This window comes from Methylobacter sp. Wu1 (assembly GCF_036553575.1).
Taxonomy (GTDB): domain Bacteria; phylum Pseudomonadota; class Gammaproteobacteria; order Methylococcales; family Methylomonadaceae; genus Methylobacter.
This window is the reverse complement of the sequence record NZ_JAZHOC010000070.1, coordinates 14,988-30,925: the sequence shown is the minus strand read 5'-3', so window position 1 is coordinate 30,925 and position 15,938 is coordinate 14,988. Positions and strand designations below refer to the sequence as shown.

16 protein-coding genes are annotated in these 15,938 nt (G+C 51.1%); 9 read left to right on the top strand and 7 right to left on the bottom strand.

What is annotated here, in order from left to right; all coding sequences use genetic code 11:
• The first annotated feature begins 12 nt into the window (after positions 1–12).
• Positions 13–1,041: an EF-P beta-lysylation protein EpmB gene (epmB, locus tag V2P20_RS15230; RefSeq protein ID WP_331819766.1), complete on the top strand. Its 1,029-nt coding sequence runs from the start codon at positions 13–15 to the stop codon at positions 1,039–1,041.
• Between the two features lie 36 nt (positions 1,042–1,077).
• Here the strand turns inward: epmB and V2P20_RS15225 are convergent, their stop codons facing one another.
• Positions 1,078–1,980, bottom strand: coding sequence for a 5'-nucleotidase (locus tag V2P20_RS15225; RefSeq protein ID WP_331819764.1), 903 nt, complete (start codon positions 1,978–1,980; stop codon positions 1,078–1,080).
• A gap of 26 nt (positions 1,981–2,006) precedes the next feature.
• A complete protein-coding gene (locus V2P20_RS15220; protein ID WP_331819762.1) occupies positions 2,007–3,497 on the bottom strand; it encodes an SPOR domain-containing protein in 1,491 nt (496 codons plus the stop codon).
• A gap of 130 nt (positions 3,498–3,627) precedes the next feature.
• On the opposite strand from V2P20_RS15220, the gene V2P20_RS15215 reads away from it, so the two are divergent.
• From V2P20_RS15215 to V2P20_RS15205, 3 genes are read left to right on the top strand one after another with little or no spacing between them, the layout of a single operon-like run.
• Positions 3,628–4,188 (top strand): ACT domain-containing protein, encoded by a 561-nt coding sequence (locus V2P20_RS15215; RefSeq protein ID WP_331819760.1) that lies wholly within the window; start codon positions 3,628–3,630, stop codon positions 4,186–4,188.
• An 8-nt stretch (positions 4,189–4,196) separates the two neighbouring features.
• A complete protein-coding gene (locus V2P20_RS15210) occupies positions 4,197–4,679 on the top strand; it encodes a peroxiredoxin (protein WP_331819758.1) in 483 nt (160 codons plus the stop codon).
• Positions 4,676–6,091, top strand: coding sequence for a PhoH family protein (locus V2P20_RS15205; protein WP_331819756.1), 1,416 nt, complete (start codon positions 4,676–4,678; stop codon positions 6,089–6,091). Before V2P20_RS15210 ends, V2P20_RS15205 begins: the two co-directional genes overlap by 4 nt.
• 52 nt (positions 6,092–6,143) lie before the next feature.
• Here V2P20_RS15205 and V2P20_RS15200 read toward each other — a convergent pair whose 3' ends face one another.
• The gene (locus V2P20_RS15200; RefSeq protein WP_331819754.1) at positions 6,144–7,244 is read right to left on the bottom strand and encodes an AI-2E family transporter; all 1,101 of its coding nucleotides are present in this window, start codon (positions 7,242–7,244) and stop codon (positions 6,144–6,146) included.
• 134 nt (positions 7,245–7,378) lie between these two features.
• Positions 7,379–8,998: an AAA family ATPase gene (locus tag V2P20_RS15195; RefSeq protein ID WP_331819752.1), complete on the bottom strand. Its 1,620-nt coding sequence runs from the start codon at positions 8,996–8,998 to the stop codon at positions 7,379–7,381.
• Positions 8,999–9,168: 170 nt separating this feature from the next.
• On the opposite strand from V2P20_RS15195, the gene V2P20_RS15190 reads away from it, so the two are divergent.
• Both V2P20_RS15190 and V2P20_RS15185 read left to right on the top strand, forming a co-directional pair.
• Entirely contained in the window at positions 9,169–9,738 is a 570-nt protein-coding gene (locus V2P20_RS15190; protein ID WP_331819751.1) for a YbhB/YbcL family Raf kinase inhibitor-like protein, read from the top strand.
• A 115-nt stretch (positions 9,739–9,853) separates the two neighbouring features.
• A complete protein-coding gene (locus V2P20_RS15185; protein WP_331819750.1) occupies positions 9,854–11,251 on the top strand; it encodes an alpha/beta hydrolase in 1,398 nt (465 codons plus the stop codon).
• Between the two features lie 3 nt (positions 11,252–11,254).
• Here the strand turns inward: V2P20_RS15185 and V2P20_RS15180 are convergent, their stop codons facing one another.
• Together V2P20_RS15180 and V2P20_RS15175 are read right to left on the bottom strand one after the other, a co-directional pair.
• Complete coding sequence (locus tag V2P20_RS15180) at positions 11,255–11,704, bottom strand: CBS domain-containing protein (RefSeq protein ID WP_331819749.1); 450 nt, start codon at positions 11,702–11,704, stop codon at positions 11,255–11,257.
• A gap of 271 nt (positions 11,705–11,975) precedes the next feature.
• Entirely contained in the window at positions 11,976–12,461 is a 486-nt protein-coding gene (locus V2P20_RS15175) for an ATP-dependent zinc protease (protein WP_331819748.1), read from the bottom strand.
• 92 nt (positions 12,462–12,553) lie between these two features.
• Here V2P20_RS15175 and V2P20_RS15170 point away from each other — a divergent pair, with 92 nt between their 5' ends.
• Together V2P20_RS15170 and corA are read left to right on the top strand one after the other, a co-directional pair.
• Complete coding sequence (locus V2P20_RS15170; RefSeq protein ID WP_331819746.1) at positions 12,554–13,189, top strand: YchE family NAAT transporter; 636 nt, start codon at positions 12,554–12,556, stop codon at positions 13,187–13,189.
• Between the two features lie 35 nt (positions 13,190–13,224).
• Positions 13,225–14,289 (top strand): magnesium/cobalt transporter CorA, encoded by a 1,065-nt coding sequence (corA, locus tag V2P20_RS15165; RefSeq protein ID WP_331819744.1) that lies wholly within the window; start codon positions 13,225–13,227, stop codon positions 14,287–14,289.
• 43 nt (positions 14,290–14,332) lie between these two features.
• Here corA and V2P20_RS15160 read toward each other — a convergent pair whose 3' ends face one another.
• Positions 14,333–14,812, bottom strand: a complete 480-nt coding sequence (locus V2P20_RS15160) for a peptidylprolyl isomerase (protein ID WP_194969105.1) — start codon at positions 14,810–14,812, stop codon at positions 14,333–14,335.
• Positions 14,813–15,075: 263 nt separating this feature from the next.
• On the opposite strand from V2P20_RS15160, the gene V2P20_RS15155 reads away from it, so the two are divergent.
• Positions 15,076–15,879 carry a L,D-transpeptidase family protein gene (locus tag V2P20_RS15155; RefSeq protein WP_331819742.1) on the top strand — a complete coding sequence of 268 codons (804 nt, stop codon included), beginning with the start codon at positions 15,076–15,078 and terminating at the stop codon, positions 15,877–15,879.
• Positions 15,880–15,938 lie beyond the last annotated feature (59 nt).

The window sequence follows — 15,938 nt, the reverse complement described above, 5'->3', positions numbered from 1 at the left end:
ATAACCCATTTCATGTTAGAACGACGAACCGAGACAGAGCACTTTAATCTAAATTGGCAGCAACAACTTGCTGAAGCCTTTAATAGCATTGAAGAATTATGCCGTTATCTGCACTTATCGCCGGATGATTTACCGGTCTCATCAGCGGCTGGCAAGCGTTTTCCTTTGCGTGTTCCGCTCAATTTCGCCGCCAGCATGGAAAAAGGCAACCCTAATGATCCCCTGCTCAGGCAGGTATTGCCGGTCAACGATGAGCTGCTTGCTTACCCGGGCTTCAGCAATGATCCTGTCGGCGATCTTCGGGCGGCAACCGAAGCCAGCGTACTGCACAAGTATCAGGGCCGCGTCTTGCTCATCAACACAGGCAGCTGCGCCATCAATTGCAGGTATTGTTTCCGCAGAAACTTTCCTTATGCCGACCTGCAGCTCAGCAAACAGAAGGAAGATGCCGCTATCCGGTATATAGAGGAAGACCCCGCCATCTCGGAAGTCATTTTAAGCGGCGGTGATCCATTAATACTCAATGACGCCCGCTTGGCCGGACTCATTCAACAACTGAGCCGGATCCGGCATTTAAAACGCATCCGGATACACAGCCGGCTGCCTATCGTTCTGCCCGCTCGCATAACAAATGAATTGCTCGATACGCTGACACAAAGTCCCGCGCAGATTGTTCTGGTCGTGCATTGCAATCATGCCAACGAAATCAGTGGGCGCGTCATTGCCGCCTGTACGGCGCTCAGAAATAGCGGCATTACCCTATTTAATCAATCGGTATTGCTAAAAGGCGTCAATGATACGGAAAAACAGCTATGCGAACTCAGCGAGCGCTTATTCAGCCACGGCATCATTCCTTACTACCTGCATCTGCTCGATAAAGCGAACGGAACGGGCCACTTTGAAGTCTCCGAACAGGATGCGCTGACATTGATGCGACAAGTCCAGGCCGCCCTCCCCGGTTATCTTGTGCCCAAACTGGTTAAGGAAGTGGCCGGCATGAATTCCAAGCAATACGTGTTTAATGACGCCAGCGGCTGCTAACGGCCAGGCCTTTATTGCAGCGCCGGCAAGCTGGCGCTACTCCGCCGGCGTTTGATTGGTGATGCCATGCGGCACATGCGCCGCGGCCACATGCTGGGCAGCGGATTCGCAATGTTTTTTCTGATCGTCGAAGAAAATATCGGCCCCAAAGGCTTTCAGGAAAGGCCCTTTGGCCATGCCGCCCAAAAACAGCGCTTCGTCAATACGGATGCCCCAGAGTCTTAACGTTCTGACCACGCGCTCATGAGCCGGGGCCGAGCGTGCAGTCACCAATGCCGTTCTGATCGGCGACGATTGCGGATCGAACTGCGACTGAATGTAATGCAAAGCGGCAAGAAACTCTTTAAAAGGCCCGCCCGGCAAAGGCGTTTTAGCCGCTTTGCGCTCGTTCTCGGCAAATACCTGCAGACCTTGCTGTTGATAAATACGCTCCGATTCATCGGAAAATAAAACGGAATCGCCGTCAAACGCAATGCGCAACTGACCGGACGAAGTAATCGAGGACGGGCCGCAGAGTATTGTAGCGGCAGCAAAGCCGGCTTCGAGCGCCTTGGCGACATCATCGGAATTGGCCGACAAAAACACATGCGCACCGAAAGCCGAAATATAGTTGTAAGGCGAAATGCCGCTGGTGAATGCGGCGCGGCTGATATTCAACCCATAATGGGCGATTGAATTGAAGATTCTCAATCCCGTATCGGCGCTGTTTTGCGAGACCAGGATGATTTCAACGAGCGGTTCATCAAGACAACTTTCATTGATGGCCAGGAATTTCTGAACCAGAGAAAATCCGTAGCCGGGAGCGAGGACTTCATCTTCATGCTCGACCTGATAACGGCAGAAAGCTTCCTTTCCCTGCGTCTGGAATATCGCATGGGAATCATCCAGATTAAACAAGGCTCTGGATGAAATAGCGACAACAAGTTTTTGCCTGCTCATGCGCTTCTAGGCCAGTATTTTGAACTTTAACCCTGAGTATTGCCTACCCAGACCGAACTCAGCTTAAGGGTCTTCTTGACTTTCGCGGCGTACGAGGCTGCCTCATTCCTGTTCTTGAAACCTCCTACACATAGCCTGTACCAGGTATCCCTGCCCACTTTGACATCAACTACGTCAACAGGAACGCCTTTTTTGCCAAATTCAGCCGCTTTGCTTTTGGCGTACCCTTGTTGCCTATAAGCGATTAAATTGACGGACCAGTCGGCTGTTGTATTGTCTTTTCCTGATGCGCCTTTTTGAGGTTTGGTTTTTTTCGTCTTTGCAGAAGCGGACGCCGGCTTGCTGATTTCTTCAACAGCCGGTTTTATGGTTTCAGTTCTCATAGCTTTCGGTTTGGCGGCTTGCGCCGCCAGCGCCTTGCTTTCCATAACGGCCAGCCTGGCTTGCAAATCTTTAAGCAGATCGTGCGCTTTTTCTTTTTCCGCTACATCTTCAGCAAGCTCATTTATCTCTGTTTCCGCTGATAATGGCGCCTTGCTCGACAACTGCGCCATGATGTCATCGACTCTCTGGTTCAACTGTTCAATAGCGGCCTTGATATCGTTCAGCTCATTATCGGAACTTTGTACAGAAGCCGTTCCAAGCGTACTAACGAGTTCGTTTAGCCTTGATGCCTCCTTTTTCGCATCATGGGCTATTAAGCCGAGCCCAATTGCAGCCATCAATGCGGCACCGCCCAAAACCATGGCGATATAAGCGTAAACTCTTATACTTTGGGTTTTGCTTTCTAATTCAGTCTCCAGCATCTTCTGAAGCAGGCTAATGGAATCCTGATCGGAATTGAATGCACTCGATGCTGCCATGTCAGCATTATCAGATTCAAACCGGCCATCGTCACCGCGCCTCGGCCTTATTCCAGCCAAGACTTCATCCTGAGCGGCAGTACGGATTTTATCAACATCAGGCCGATTTTTTAGACCGAAAAGTTCCGCATCATCCAAAACGTCCCGGCCGGAAGGCGCATTAAAATTATTAAAAAGCACATTGTTATCCCTGTAGTCTTCAAATAATGCTTCCTCATACCCACTTTGATCCCCAGTCTTAACCGCCTGATGATCGGAAGCCTCAAACGCCTGTTCTTCAGAGTCATTAATCTCGAAAAAATTCTCGATTTCATCCGGCATTTCTTCATCTGAAGCGCTTGTTTCATCATCGATGATGATATCGGCAAATGAAGCGTATTCTTCCTGTTCTTCAGCAAGCAAATCATCGCCAAACTCATCAGCTTCGTCTGACAAATCGATATCGTCAATCTGAGGATCGTCATTGTCGTCTGCCTGATACAACGCCTCTGAATCGAAATCCTCTGCCAGAAGCAGTCTGTCAATGGCATCCTCTTCGTCTTCCCGGTCATTTGATGAAACCTGAGAAGACTTTACTTTATCCAGCATGGCATCTAACTCATCATAAAAGTCATTAAGGCTGTTTTTGCGGTTATTATTTGCTGGATCTGCCATATTCACGTCCTTTGGTGGGGATAAAGATAACCATAAAATCTGAATCAGTATCGGTGCTTGCCGATTTGAAAAAAAATTTCTTTATTTTAAGTTCAATAAAACTTAATGTTCATAAAGTTTCGCTCATTTGATGTTAAACTTTCAAATAAAACTTTATAAGAACAATATGCAACTAGCTATCACTGCTTTAGGCGACAACCAGATTAATTTTATTGCAGAAATATTACCCGCCATACGCGACTGTAAATGCAATATTCTCGAGATAAGATCTTCCCGCCTGGCTCAGTCTACAGCCGCCTATATGCTTATTCAAGGAAACTGGAACTACATTGCCAAACTCGAAAGTTCACTAGACGCCATTCAGAAGCGTCTTGAGATTCAAATTCATAAATTACGCCTGGAAAACAAAGAAAAAAGCTGTGATTACGTACCTTATTCGTTAGAAACCATATCGCTTGACCGCGACAATGTAATGGAATCCATCACGACTTTCCTTTTTGACCGCGATATCAGCATTGAGGAAATATCCGGCAGTTGCTATCAGGCGCCCTATATTCAAACCTCCGTATTCTCCACCAAATTTGTCATACTGATCCCGCCGCATCTGCACCTGCTGTCGCTGCGCGAGGAATTCCTGGACTTCTGCGATCAGTTAAACATTGATTCAATCCTTGAACCCATAAAACGATAGGCCCAGAAATGACGACACTCAGCATAGGCCATCCTGTGCCTGATTTTGAGGCTCCGTCTACCGGCGGAAAAACTTTCAAATTATCGGACTATCGCGGCAACTATGTTGTCCTTTATTTTTACCCCAAAGACAACACGCCGGGCTGCACACAGGAAGGCCAGCATTTCCGCGACAATATCCAAAAATTCAATGCCTTCAATGGGGTCGTAGTAGGCGTATCGCGCGACACCCTCCGCGCCCACGAGGGGTTTAAATGCAAGCAGGCATTCCCTTTTGACCTGCTATCGGATCAAGATGAAGCACTTTGCCGATTGTTTGATGTCATAAAAATGAAAACCCTTTACGGCAAGGAGGTCCGCGGCATCGAACGCAGCACTTTCCTTATCGATCCGCAAGGACTGCTTGCCCGTGAATGGCGCAAAGTAAAAGTCAAAACACACATAGAAGAAGTGTTGCAAGCATTGATGGAACTCACAGGAAATCAGCAATGAACATTCAAACATCGCCGGACAAAAAGTTATTCGTTTTAGATACCAATGTGCTGATGCACGATCCGACCGCCATCTTTCGCTTCCAGGAGCACGACATTTTCATCCCGATGATCGTACTGGAAGAACTGGATCATTCCAAAAAAGGCCTGACCGAAGTTGCCCGCAACGTCAGACAGGTCAGCCGCTTCCTGGATGAACTGATCCGCGATGCCAGCCCGCAAACCATCAATGACGGCCTGCCCTTATCGCGCATAGAACATGGCTTGGCGGAAGGCGTTGAAAGTCAAGGACGCTTGTATTTCCAAACCAGCGCCATGACGGCACTGTTGCCGGAAAGCATGCCCGGCAATATCGCCGATAACTCTATCCTGCGTATTGTTTTGGCGCTCAAAAGAGAATTGCCCGACACCAAAGTCATTCTGGTCTCCAAAGACATCAATATGCGCATCAAGGCAGCGACTTTGGAATTGCCCGCCGAGGATTACCATAACGACCAAACACTGGAAGACATCGACCTGTTATACAGCGGCGTCAAAGCGCTGGACAGCAACTTCTGGGAAAAGCACGGCACGAAAATGGAATCCTGGCAGGAAAAAGATCGCACTTTTTATAAACTGGAAAATCCGCTGGTCGCCGAATGGTATCCCAATCAGTACTTATATATAGAAGATGAATCCAATTTTGAAGCCATCGTCAGATCCGTGGAAGGCCAGGTGGCCGTATTGGAACTGGCGAGGGACTATCGCTCCAAACACAATAATGTCTGGGGCATTACGGCAAGAAACCGCGAACAGAACTTCGCCCTTAATGTGCTGCTGGACCCGGACATCGATTTTGTCACCTTGTTGGGCACGGCAGGCACCGGCAAAACCTTACTGGCTTTGGCCGCGGGCCTGACCATGACCATAGAGCACAAAGCCTATCATGAAATCGTCATGACGCGCGAAACCATTCCGGTCGGCGAAGATATCGGCTTCCTGCCCGGCACCGAAGAAGAAAAAATGGCTCCATGGATGGGGGCATTGATCGACAACCTTGAACTGCTCGGTAGCCGCTCCGGGCAAACCGAATGGGAACAAGGCGCATCCACGAATATGATCATGAACCGGGTCAAGATCAGATCGCTAAACTTCATGCGCGGCCGAACATTCCTGAACCGCTTCCTGATTATAGACGAGGCGCAGAACCTGACCTCCAAGCAGATGAAAACCCTTATAACGCGCGCAGGCCCCGGCACAAAAATTGTCTGTGTCGGCAATCTGGGACAAATAGATACGCCCTACTTAACCGCGACCACATCCGGATTAACCTATGTGGTGGACCGCTTCAAAACCTGGCCGCATGGTGCGCACATCACCCTGCGCCGGGGCGAACGCTCGCGCCTGGCCGATTACGCATCGGATATATTGTAAAGCCGGCAGAAGGGATCAAGGCGAATGAATAAAATCGCCTTAGTCCTGAATTTTAGTAAACGTTATTGTCGCTGTTATCGCCAAGGCGCGGCCAGGCCGTCAGCACGGCTTTAACGACTGTGGCCAGCGGAATTGCGAAAAATACGCCCCAAAACCCCCATAAGCCGCCAAAAAACAGGATCGCCACGATAATCGCTATCGGATGTAAATTAACCGCTTCGGAAAATAAGAACGGCACAAGAAACACGCCATCCAATGCCTGAATGACTGAATAGGCTACCACGACATACATAAAGTCATCGCCAGCCAGTCCCCATTGAAAGTAAGCCACGCCCAAAACCGGAAAAGTCACCAGCGTGGCGCCTACATACGGAATAATGACCGACAAGCCCATCAGCACAGCCAGCAACATGGCGTAATTCAGGCCCATCGTAGAAAACGTAACATAACTGGCCGACCACAGAATAAAAACCTCGGCAAATTTTCCGCGTATATAATTGCCTATCTGTATGTCGACCTCCTGCCATACGCTCTCGGTTAAATGCCGATCCCTGGGCATGAACTGCAACAGCCAGTCCACCAGCACTTTTTTATCCTTTAAAAAGAAAAAAACCATTAGCGGCACCAGAAACAGATAAACCATGGCGCTGACCAGACTCATCACAGACGCGGCCGACATCGACAGCATATTCTGACCATACGTCAACAGTTCCCGCTGAACGACAAGCATCATTTCCCTGACTCTATGTTCCGAAATGAATTGCGGATACCTTTCGGGCAGGCGCATGATGCCATCCTGCACCTGGTTGATGATCAGTGGAATATGCTGAACAAGCTCTACGGCCTGCTGTGACACTATCGGCATCAAATAGAACAGCAAAAATCCCAAACATGCCATGAATCCGGAAAACACCAGATAGACCGCCGGCAGCCGCGGCACATGTATACTCTCAGCCTTACTGACCAGTCCTTCAAGCAAGTAGGCCAATACAATGGAAGCGAAAACCGGCATCAACAAACCGGATAATGAATAAATCAGCACAAAGCCGACGATTAAAATAACTGCCAACGCAATTGCTTGAGAATTGGGCAGAAAACGCTTGAAACCGTCTCGAAAGAAACTTGAATTCACAAATGGGGGTTGGGTTGTCATAAATAACGACGCATTTTTATAATAGTTATTAGCTTTATTCTACATCCAATAAACCATTAGACCTATGATGATTTTGGGGATGAGATGCTTAAAAAGGATACCTATCGCCCAACCCGATGTAAGCTCTGCCGCCATCAAGGCGGCAGAACGTTACTTAGCTCATCTAATAACTGATCCAGCGCATTGTTCATCTCGGTATCCACGGTTATCGTGCAATTCAGTTCATCGGCAGACAGCGGCTGCGCCGACACAAGCTGCTTTTTCAGCACGTCCAAAGTCGCTTCGGACGCGTCATTCATCAATTGCCGCCGCTGTTCTATGCGCCTGTATAATTCCTGCTCGGAGGCTTTAAAATCAATAATCAGAAATGGTACGCCGCAATCACTTGCCAGATTTCGAAATTGCTCACGCAGTGAAGCTTGGATAAAGGTCGCATCGACAATCACCGTAAAGCCCGCTTCGATCACGGCTTTAGCCAGTTCGGACAGACGCTGGAAAGTCCGGCGCCCCGCCTCTTGCGTATAAAGGCCCTGATCGACGCCGCTGTCAGTCGCCTCCAGCATCCGGTAACCGAACAGCCTCTTGCGCTCGATATCGGAACGAATCTGTATCGCGCCCAGCCGCTCGACCAGCTGGCTGGCCAGCGTGGACTTTCCCGATCCGGAATAGCCATGGGTAATGATCAATGCGGCCTTGCCCTCTTTAGTAAAGCGCTCGGCCAGATCCGCGTAAACGGCATACTCGGCGCGTGCCTGCAGGCAAACGGCCTCATCATTGCGCTGTTGCGCCATCCGCAGCATCGTCACTTTAGCGCGCACCATGGCGCGGTAAACCAGATAGTAACGCAACAACGCCAAGCCGGAATAATCACCCGTGTAATGCAGGTAATGATTGAGAAAACGATAAGCCAGACGTTCATGCCCGGCATGCAGCAGATCAATGAACAAAAAGGCTATCTCGCTCATGACGTCGATCCAGCGCAGTGTCGGATTGAACTCGATGCAATCGAACGGCGTGACCTTGCCGTCGATCAGGGTAATATTGTTCAGGTGCAGATCGCCGTGGCATTCGCGCACATAACCCTGCCGCTTGCGCACTTGCATCAGGCCGGCCTTGCAGCGCCATTGCGCATCGCCCCATTCCAGGATCAATTCAAGCTGGCGCAATTGTCGCTCATCGGTCAGCAACGGCTTGACCGTGTCGAGGTTCTCCAGAAACCATTTTTGAATCACCTCACTGTCGCCATAAGCGGAGTCTTCATCTGCCCGTTCAACGGATTCATGAAACTCGGCAATCAGCCTGGCTGTCTGATCGATCTCATCGGCCTTAAGCCTCCCGTCCGCAGCCCGCTCGCTCAGCAGTTGCCCGGCAGGAAACTGCACCATCCTGACGGCATATTCGAAGGCCTGGCCTGTACCGGCCAGCTGCGGATGCTCCGGCGTTCCCGTTATGGGCACGACATCGAGATAAAGTTCCGGCGCCAGGCGGCGATTAAGCCTTATCTCCTCCTCACAGCAAAATCGCCGCCGCTCCAGTGTTGAAAAATCCAGAAAGCCGAAATCAACCGGTTTTTTGACTTTGTACACATAGTCTCCTGTCAGCAATAACCAGGAAATATGCGTTTCAATCAGCCTGATCGAGGCAACCGCATGCGGATAGGCATCGGCCTTGCGTAATGCCTGGATCAGCGGCGGATGAAGGGCATCTCCTTCCCTGGTTGGCTCATGACGCTTTTCGTCTGACTCATTATTCATGCTATACCTCTGCCGTTTTAGTATGGCAAAAAATTTGTAGATGACCTTAAGAGTACCAGATCTTCCTAGAGTTGCCGCCAACCTGAAATGGCGGGTTTATTGATTCGTCTCATGGCGGCACTTGAACAGCGCCGCCGATACTATGCCATCAACAGAAAACGAGGTGACCCATGAAGGCGATCAATAGAGCCGTCTCTATAAGCTCGATTTTTTTGGCTTGCTGTTTTTATACCATTCCGGCCTTTCCGGCTGAAGGAGGACAGTCCATGACCATGACGTTGAAGTCTCCCGATTTTAACCACCAGGGCGAAATCCCCAAGCAATATACGTGCGATGGCGCTGATGTTTCACCGGCACTGACCTGGTCGGACATTCCGCAAAACGCCAAATCGCTGGCATTAATCGTCGACGACCCCGATGCGCCCGACCCGGCTGCTCCTAAAATGACCTGGGTTCACTGGGTGCTTTACAACATCCCGCCGGCAGCTTCCGGATTACCGCAAGGTGTCGCTCCAAGCGCCTTGCCGACCGGCACGCTGCAAGGCAAGAACGACTGGAAACGCACCGGTTACGGCGGACCTTGCCCGCCCAAAGGCCGGCACCGTTATTTTCATAAGCTGTACGCCTTGGATATAGAACTGCCGGATATGCATTGGCCTGATAAAGCCCAGCTTGAGAAGGCGATGGCCGGTCACATCATCGGCCAGACGGAATTGATCGGCACTTACCAGCGTCAATAAACGGATGCGCAGATACATTCTTAAGGCGGCTACAACCGCTGTAGGCTGGTTGCTAAACCCAGTATTTCGGCCGCCCATGCCGGGTTTCCGCTAAAGCGCCAACCAGCCTACAGGCATGAATAAGCCGGTGCTTTTCTGTTTCACAATATGCCTGTTGTGCAGTGCCTGCTCGCGTCAGCAGACAGTCACAGCGCCTTATCCTTTCTGGGGGCGGCCAGTCTACCTGAAGGCAGAGGGAAGTGATGTCTGGCGGAGCATGCAGATCCTGAGGCCGACCGCGCCGGATGCCGCTCAAGGCTGCCTGCTGATCGTGCATGGCATGAATGAACATATCGGCCGCTATGGGCATATAGCCGAACACTTCGCCGACCGTTTTATAGTAGCTGGCCTGGACCTGACGGCTCACGGGCTGAGCAATCCGGTATTATCAAAAGCCCATGAAAGCATCACTGCCGGTGCGGCGGCTTATGATGCCAGCCATGCTTATCTCGAGCAGGCCCAATTCCGGGACCTGCAACCCATGCGCGACGATCTGGCGTCTGCGCTGCATTATCTGGCCGAGCAATGCAGTAGCCACGCCGCCCTTGGTGATCGCCGCGCCAGTTCCCGACTGGCCTGCGGCATACACGCCATCCCTGGCGATCGCCGCGCCAGTTCCCGACTGGCTTGCGGCATACACGCCGTCCCTGGTGATCGCCGCGCCAGTTCCCGACTGGCCTGCGGCATACACGCCATCCCTGGCGATCGCCGCGCCAGTTCCCGACTGGCCTGCGGCATACACGCCATCCCTGGCGATAAACCGCTGCCTATATTTATTTTGTCCCACAGCCTGGGTTCGTTGGTCGCCGCCTCCTATTTGCTGCAAACTGAAGATAAGGCATTAACGGAACGGGTGAAAGGCGTTGTGTTCAGTGCCCCGGCCTTTTCTGTGACCGAAGTGCCCGGCTGGCGCGGCTGGTTCCAAAACCCGATAGTCCGGTTTACTTTTCATACGCATGAACATTTTCTGAATCCGCAGGATGAGGCGCTGCCTGTCATGCTGTTCAACCAGCTGCTGGCCTTGATCAGCGTGCCGCTGCAAGACGGCGTGATTGAATTATTTTCACTGCCGGGCATGCGCAGCCTGTTTTCACCGACCTCGCCGGATTGGGTAAAAGATTATCTGACTGATTCCGAAGAGGAAAAACAAAAACTGGGAAAGGATAAATACATGATGCGGCAGTCCGTGCTGCGCTATGTGCTGGCGATTGAAAAGGAAATTATCCGGTTCAGGCGCCAAATGGATCGATTCGACGCCCCTTATCTGCTTATTTATTCCGAAAACGATCCCATCACGCCGGCCTGGGGGAGCATTGATTTCGCAGCCGCTGCACGATCGAATCATCCTGACAACCGGCTCGTCCTGCTAGCCGGCATCAGCCACCACGAGCAGCTTTTTTCGTCCCCGCCGTTGCGCGAGCGTATCCTGTCCGTTATCGATGACTGGCTGCAAAAACGCCTGACACGAAAATAATAGTTATGATCTGAGATTTTTTTCATACAGCAATTCTTTTCTGATCAAGCCAGCCAGATCCCTTAATTGCTCGGCAAACAGATCGATAAGATCGTCCATGGCCAAAATACCGATCAGCGCGCCTCCCGCATCAACCACAGGCAGACGCCGAATGCCTTTGCTGCACATTTTTTTGACAGTGTCGATCAGATCGTCACTCTCTCTGGCCACGACAAGATCTTCAGCCATAATGATGCCGACATCAACGGCATCGATATCGATATCCTTGGCGATGAGCTTAATCACGATATCCCTGTCGGTTACCATGCCTATCGGATAATTCAAGCCATTACGGTTTTCGGCGACGATCACATTACCGACATGATACTCGCGCATAAGCTTTGCGGCCTCCGAGACAGAGGACTCCTTTTCGGTGATGACCACTTCACGATTACAAATTGTTCCTACTGACATAACGCCTCCTGAATTTAAAGAAGCCTGAACGACAGGGTATGAATCGTCATAATGACCGACTGGATAAAATTTATAATGATTTTGATCAACTCATTAAAAATACCCCTCATTTTGACAGCAGGCCAACAATCGACACTGGAAGCCATAGTTCGCAGCCGGCAACTGCTGCACAGTTTGGTGCAGCGGGCCCGCATCATCTTGAATGCGGCCGCCGGACTGTCACAATAAGGTCATCGCCAAAAACCTCCCTGTGTCGCTATCGCCATACCGGTCACTTATCAGCGAGTTCCAGCAAGCGATCATCCCGGCAGACTTCCGGCTTTCCTTGCAGATAGGATGAACTGGGGTCGATAACAAAGCGCCTGTTCATCGCGGTACGCCCGAGCAGCATGCGAAAGCGCATACTGTCGCGATTGGTCAGCGTCATTTCGGCCCTGATCAGCGAACGCCCCAGCACAAGCTCGGTCTCTATGACGTAGCGCAGCTGCTTATGCCCGCCCGAATCCGAAACCAGGCGGCGATCTTTGACCGGCGCGTGACATTCAACCACCACGTCGGTCCTGAGCTGGCTGGGATGAAGGGCGAACATGACCCAGCGCTGCCCGCCTTTTCGATAAGGGTCTATAGTGAAAGCATGCAGGGCCGACGAGCGGGCGCCGGTGTCGATTTTAGCCTTGATCTGTCCGATATTCAGCTCTGGCAGCGCCACCCATTCGCGCCAGCCCAGCATCGGTAACTGTGTCGATAAATCAGTCATTATTTATCTTTGCCTGGAGATCTATTATCGGTTTAGAGTTATGCTTGTAGCCTGTCGAATCCTTCGATTCGCTCCGATTGCCGGAAAACATTATGCTTGAATATACGGATTATATAAAAATATTTGTCGCCTTATTTGCCGTGGTCGATCCGATAGGCATGATTCCTATTATCGCCGCGCTAACCGCCAACACGAAGGAAACCGAACTCAGAACCATCGAAAAAACCGTCGTGATAACGGTCACGACGATTCTGCTGCTGGCGCTCTTTCTGGGCGAAAGCCTGCTTCGATTTTTCGGTATCAGCCTCAATTCATTCCGGGTCAGCGGCGGCATTTTGCTGATGCTGATGGCGCTTTCCATGCTGCAAGCTAAAATCAGCGAAACCGTGCATACCAAAAAGGAAGCCAAAGAAGGCGAAGCCAAACAATCCATTGCTGTGGTGCCTTTATCGATGCCGCTGCTGGCAGGGCCTGGCGCCATCAGCACGGTCATCCTGTATTCGCACCGGGGCACTGACATCAATCATTACTTGTTCATGAGCCTGGATATCATTGCCGTCATGATAATTTTATGGATCGTGCTGAGGACGACTCCTTGGCTGGTCCGGCATATCAGCCAAACCGGCATCAACATATTCATACGGCTAATGGGACTGATTCTTTCGGCGCTAGCCGTTGAATTTATCGCCAGCGGCCTGAAAGGCTTGTTCCCGGTATTGGCCGGCTGAAACCAGCAATACTGCTCACCTGATTATTTTTTATCATGCCTGAATCATTAAGTTATTCGTCTGAAAAATCCGGCCTGCCGTCCGGTTCGCTCGTGCATGTCGGCGAAGTGCACATGGTTGAAAACCGCATCACGGTCGTGGATTACAATAAATCCATGCTCGAAAAACGCAGCGTCAAATCGATCGACGACATTCTGCCGTATAAAGATACCGATACGGTAACCTGGGTCAATATCGAGGGTCTGACGGATGTTTCAGCCATCGAGGCTATCGGCAGGCATTTCGGTATTCATGGGCTGGTGCTTGAAGATATCCTCAATACCCATCAACGGCCCAAATTCGAGGATTATGAGGACTATCTGTACATCGTCCTGAAAGCCCTGTCCCTCAGTGACGACGTATTTGACGTAGCCTATGAACAGGTCAGCTTATTGGTCCTCGACAAATTCGTTTTTTCTTTCAAGGAAAAACCCGACGATATATTCGATCCGATTCTGGCGCAGCTCAACAATGAGAAAGGCCGCTTGCGCAATTTCGGCACGGATTACCTGGCTTACGTGATCATGGATACCGTCGTCGATGAGTATTTCACCCTGCAGGACAAGCTCGATGAGCTGATTGAAACCGTCGAGGATGAATTGCTGTCATCGCCCTCGGCAAGAACGCTGGCGACCATACAGATCATCAAGCGCGAATTGATTTTTTTACGCAGAAGCGTCTCGCCGCTGCGGGAATTGCTGGCCGGCATACAGCGCAGCGAGTCGGATTTGCTGCAGGAACGCACCAAGCGCTATTTCGGCGATGTCTATGACCATGCCATACGCGTCATCGAAGCCATGGAATCCTGCCGCGATCTGATCGCCGGCATGATGGACATTTACCTGTCCAGCGTCAGCAACAAAATGAACGAGACCATGAAAGTCCTGACCGTGTTCGCCACGATATTTATTCCATTGACTTTCATCGCCGGCGTCTACGGCATGAACTTCGAGTATATGCCGGAATTGAAATGGAAGTGGGCCTACCCGGCCTTATGGGGCGTCTTTATCGCCATCTCGGTCTTTCTGCTCGGCTACTTCAAGAAGAAAAACTGGCTTTAGGCGAACCGGTTCCGCTGATGCCGGAACCGGTATCGCTAATAAATTAGTGATGGCAACCGGCGCCGTGCACATGGCCGTGCGCGAGCTCGTCCTGTGTTGCGGGCCTGACCGCTACGACTTCAACGTCGAAATTCAACGCTTCGCCGGCCAGCGGGTGGTTGCCGTCGATGGTAATGTCATCGCCATCGACATCGACCACTGTGACAATGCCCGGACCTGAGCTGACATCGGCATGAAACTGCATGCCGACTTCAACCGTGTCTATGCCTTCGAACATCGCCCGAGGGAGAACCTGAACCATATCGTCTTCATGTTCGCCATAAGCATCCGCCGGCTCGATGTGGACGTTGAATTTGTCCCCTGCCGATTTACCCGTCAAGGCTTTTTCCAGGCCGGAAATGATGTTTCCCATGCCATGCAGGTAAACCAACGGCTCATCCCCAACTGAACTGTCCAACTCCTCGCCGGCATCATTGGTCAAAGTGTAGTGAATAGAAACAGCCATATTGTCTGCTACTTGCATGATAAAACCTTTTTCGTGAATTAAAAGGTGGCTATCATATAGATTTATCGAGCATTTGTCTGGAAAAATAAGCGACAAAGCCAAAATCCTATGATTGAAATCAGCCATGAGGAATTCTTACATATCACGCTGGCGGTCGCCTCAATCACAGGCAAAATGCGTAAATCCTGCACCATTTTCCTTCGATGGCAAATCTTGAGCTTGCGGATAGGTTAAGGGTTACCTAAACTATGCTGGCCGCCACTTCATTTCCAGCGTCTATAATGAAATCAACTGCCAAAATCATCGTCGGCTTGGCCGTGACAGGACTCCTCAACGCCTGCTCCGGGCACAAGCCTGCCTCTCCTACGGCCAACGCCACAGTCGTCAAACCGCAGACTCAAGCTGCGAGGAAAACTCATGACATCCCGCTCAGCAAGCTGCCCGGCCAACGGACCGTGCAGGATGTTCTGCAAACTTATGGCGCTTATGCAGCGAGCAAACTCAAACCCTATTTCGACAAGGCGAAGGTGGCCTATCCGCCCCGGGAAGTGACTTTCATCGCCTTGAAACAGGAAATGAGGCTGGAGCTCTGGGCCAGGGACAGCGGCGAGTTCCGCCTCATCCGTGATTATCGCATCCGCGCCGCCAGCGGCATGCCCGGCCCCAAGCTGCGCCAGGGCGACATGCAAGTGCCGGAGGGCGTTTACCGGATCGCGGGACTGAATCCGAACAGTCATTTCCATTTGTCGATGAAATTAAATTACCCCAACGAATTCGACCTCTTCCATGCATGGCAGGAAGGACGCTCCGATCCGGGGTCGGATATTTTTATCCATGGCAAAGCCAATTCCCTCGGCTGCCTGGCCATGGAAGATGAAACGATAGAGGAACTTTTCGTCCTGACCGCACACACGGGCGCCGAAAATGTGAAAGTTGTGATTGCCCCGCATGACCCTAGAATTTTCCCTCTGAAGGCTGACATCGAAGGCCTCCCGGCCTGGACTCCGGAGCTCTATTCGCGGATCTCCCGCGAAATTAAAGCCCTGTCGCCTGAGCCGAAGCCGGTGGCTGCCGCCGGACTGTGATCATCCAGTCTGGGCGTGTTGGAATCGAAAAAAACCGGCCCGGGAGTCGCTCGCCAATT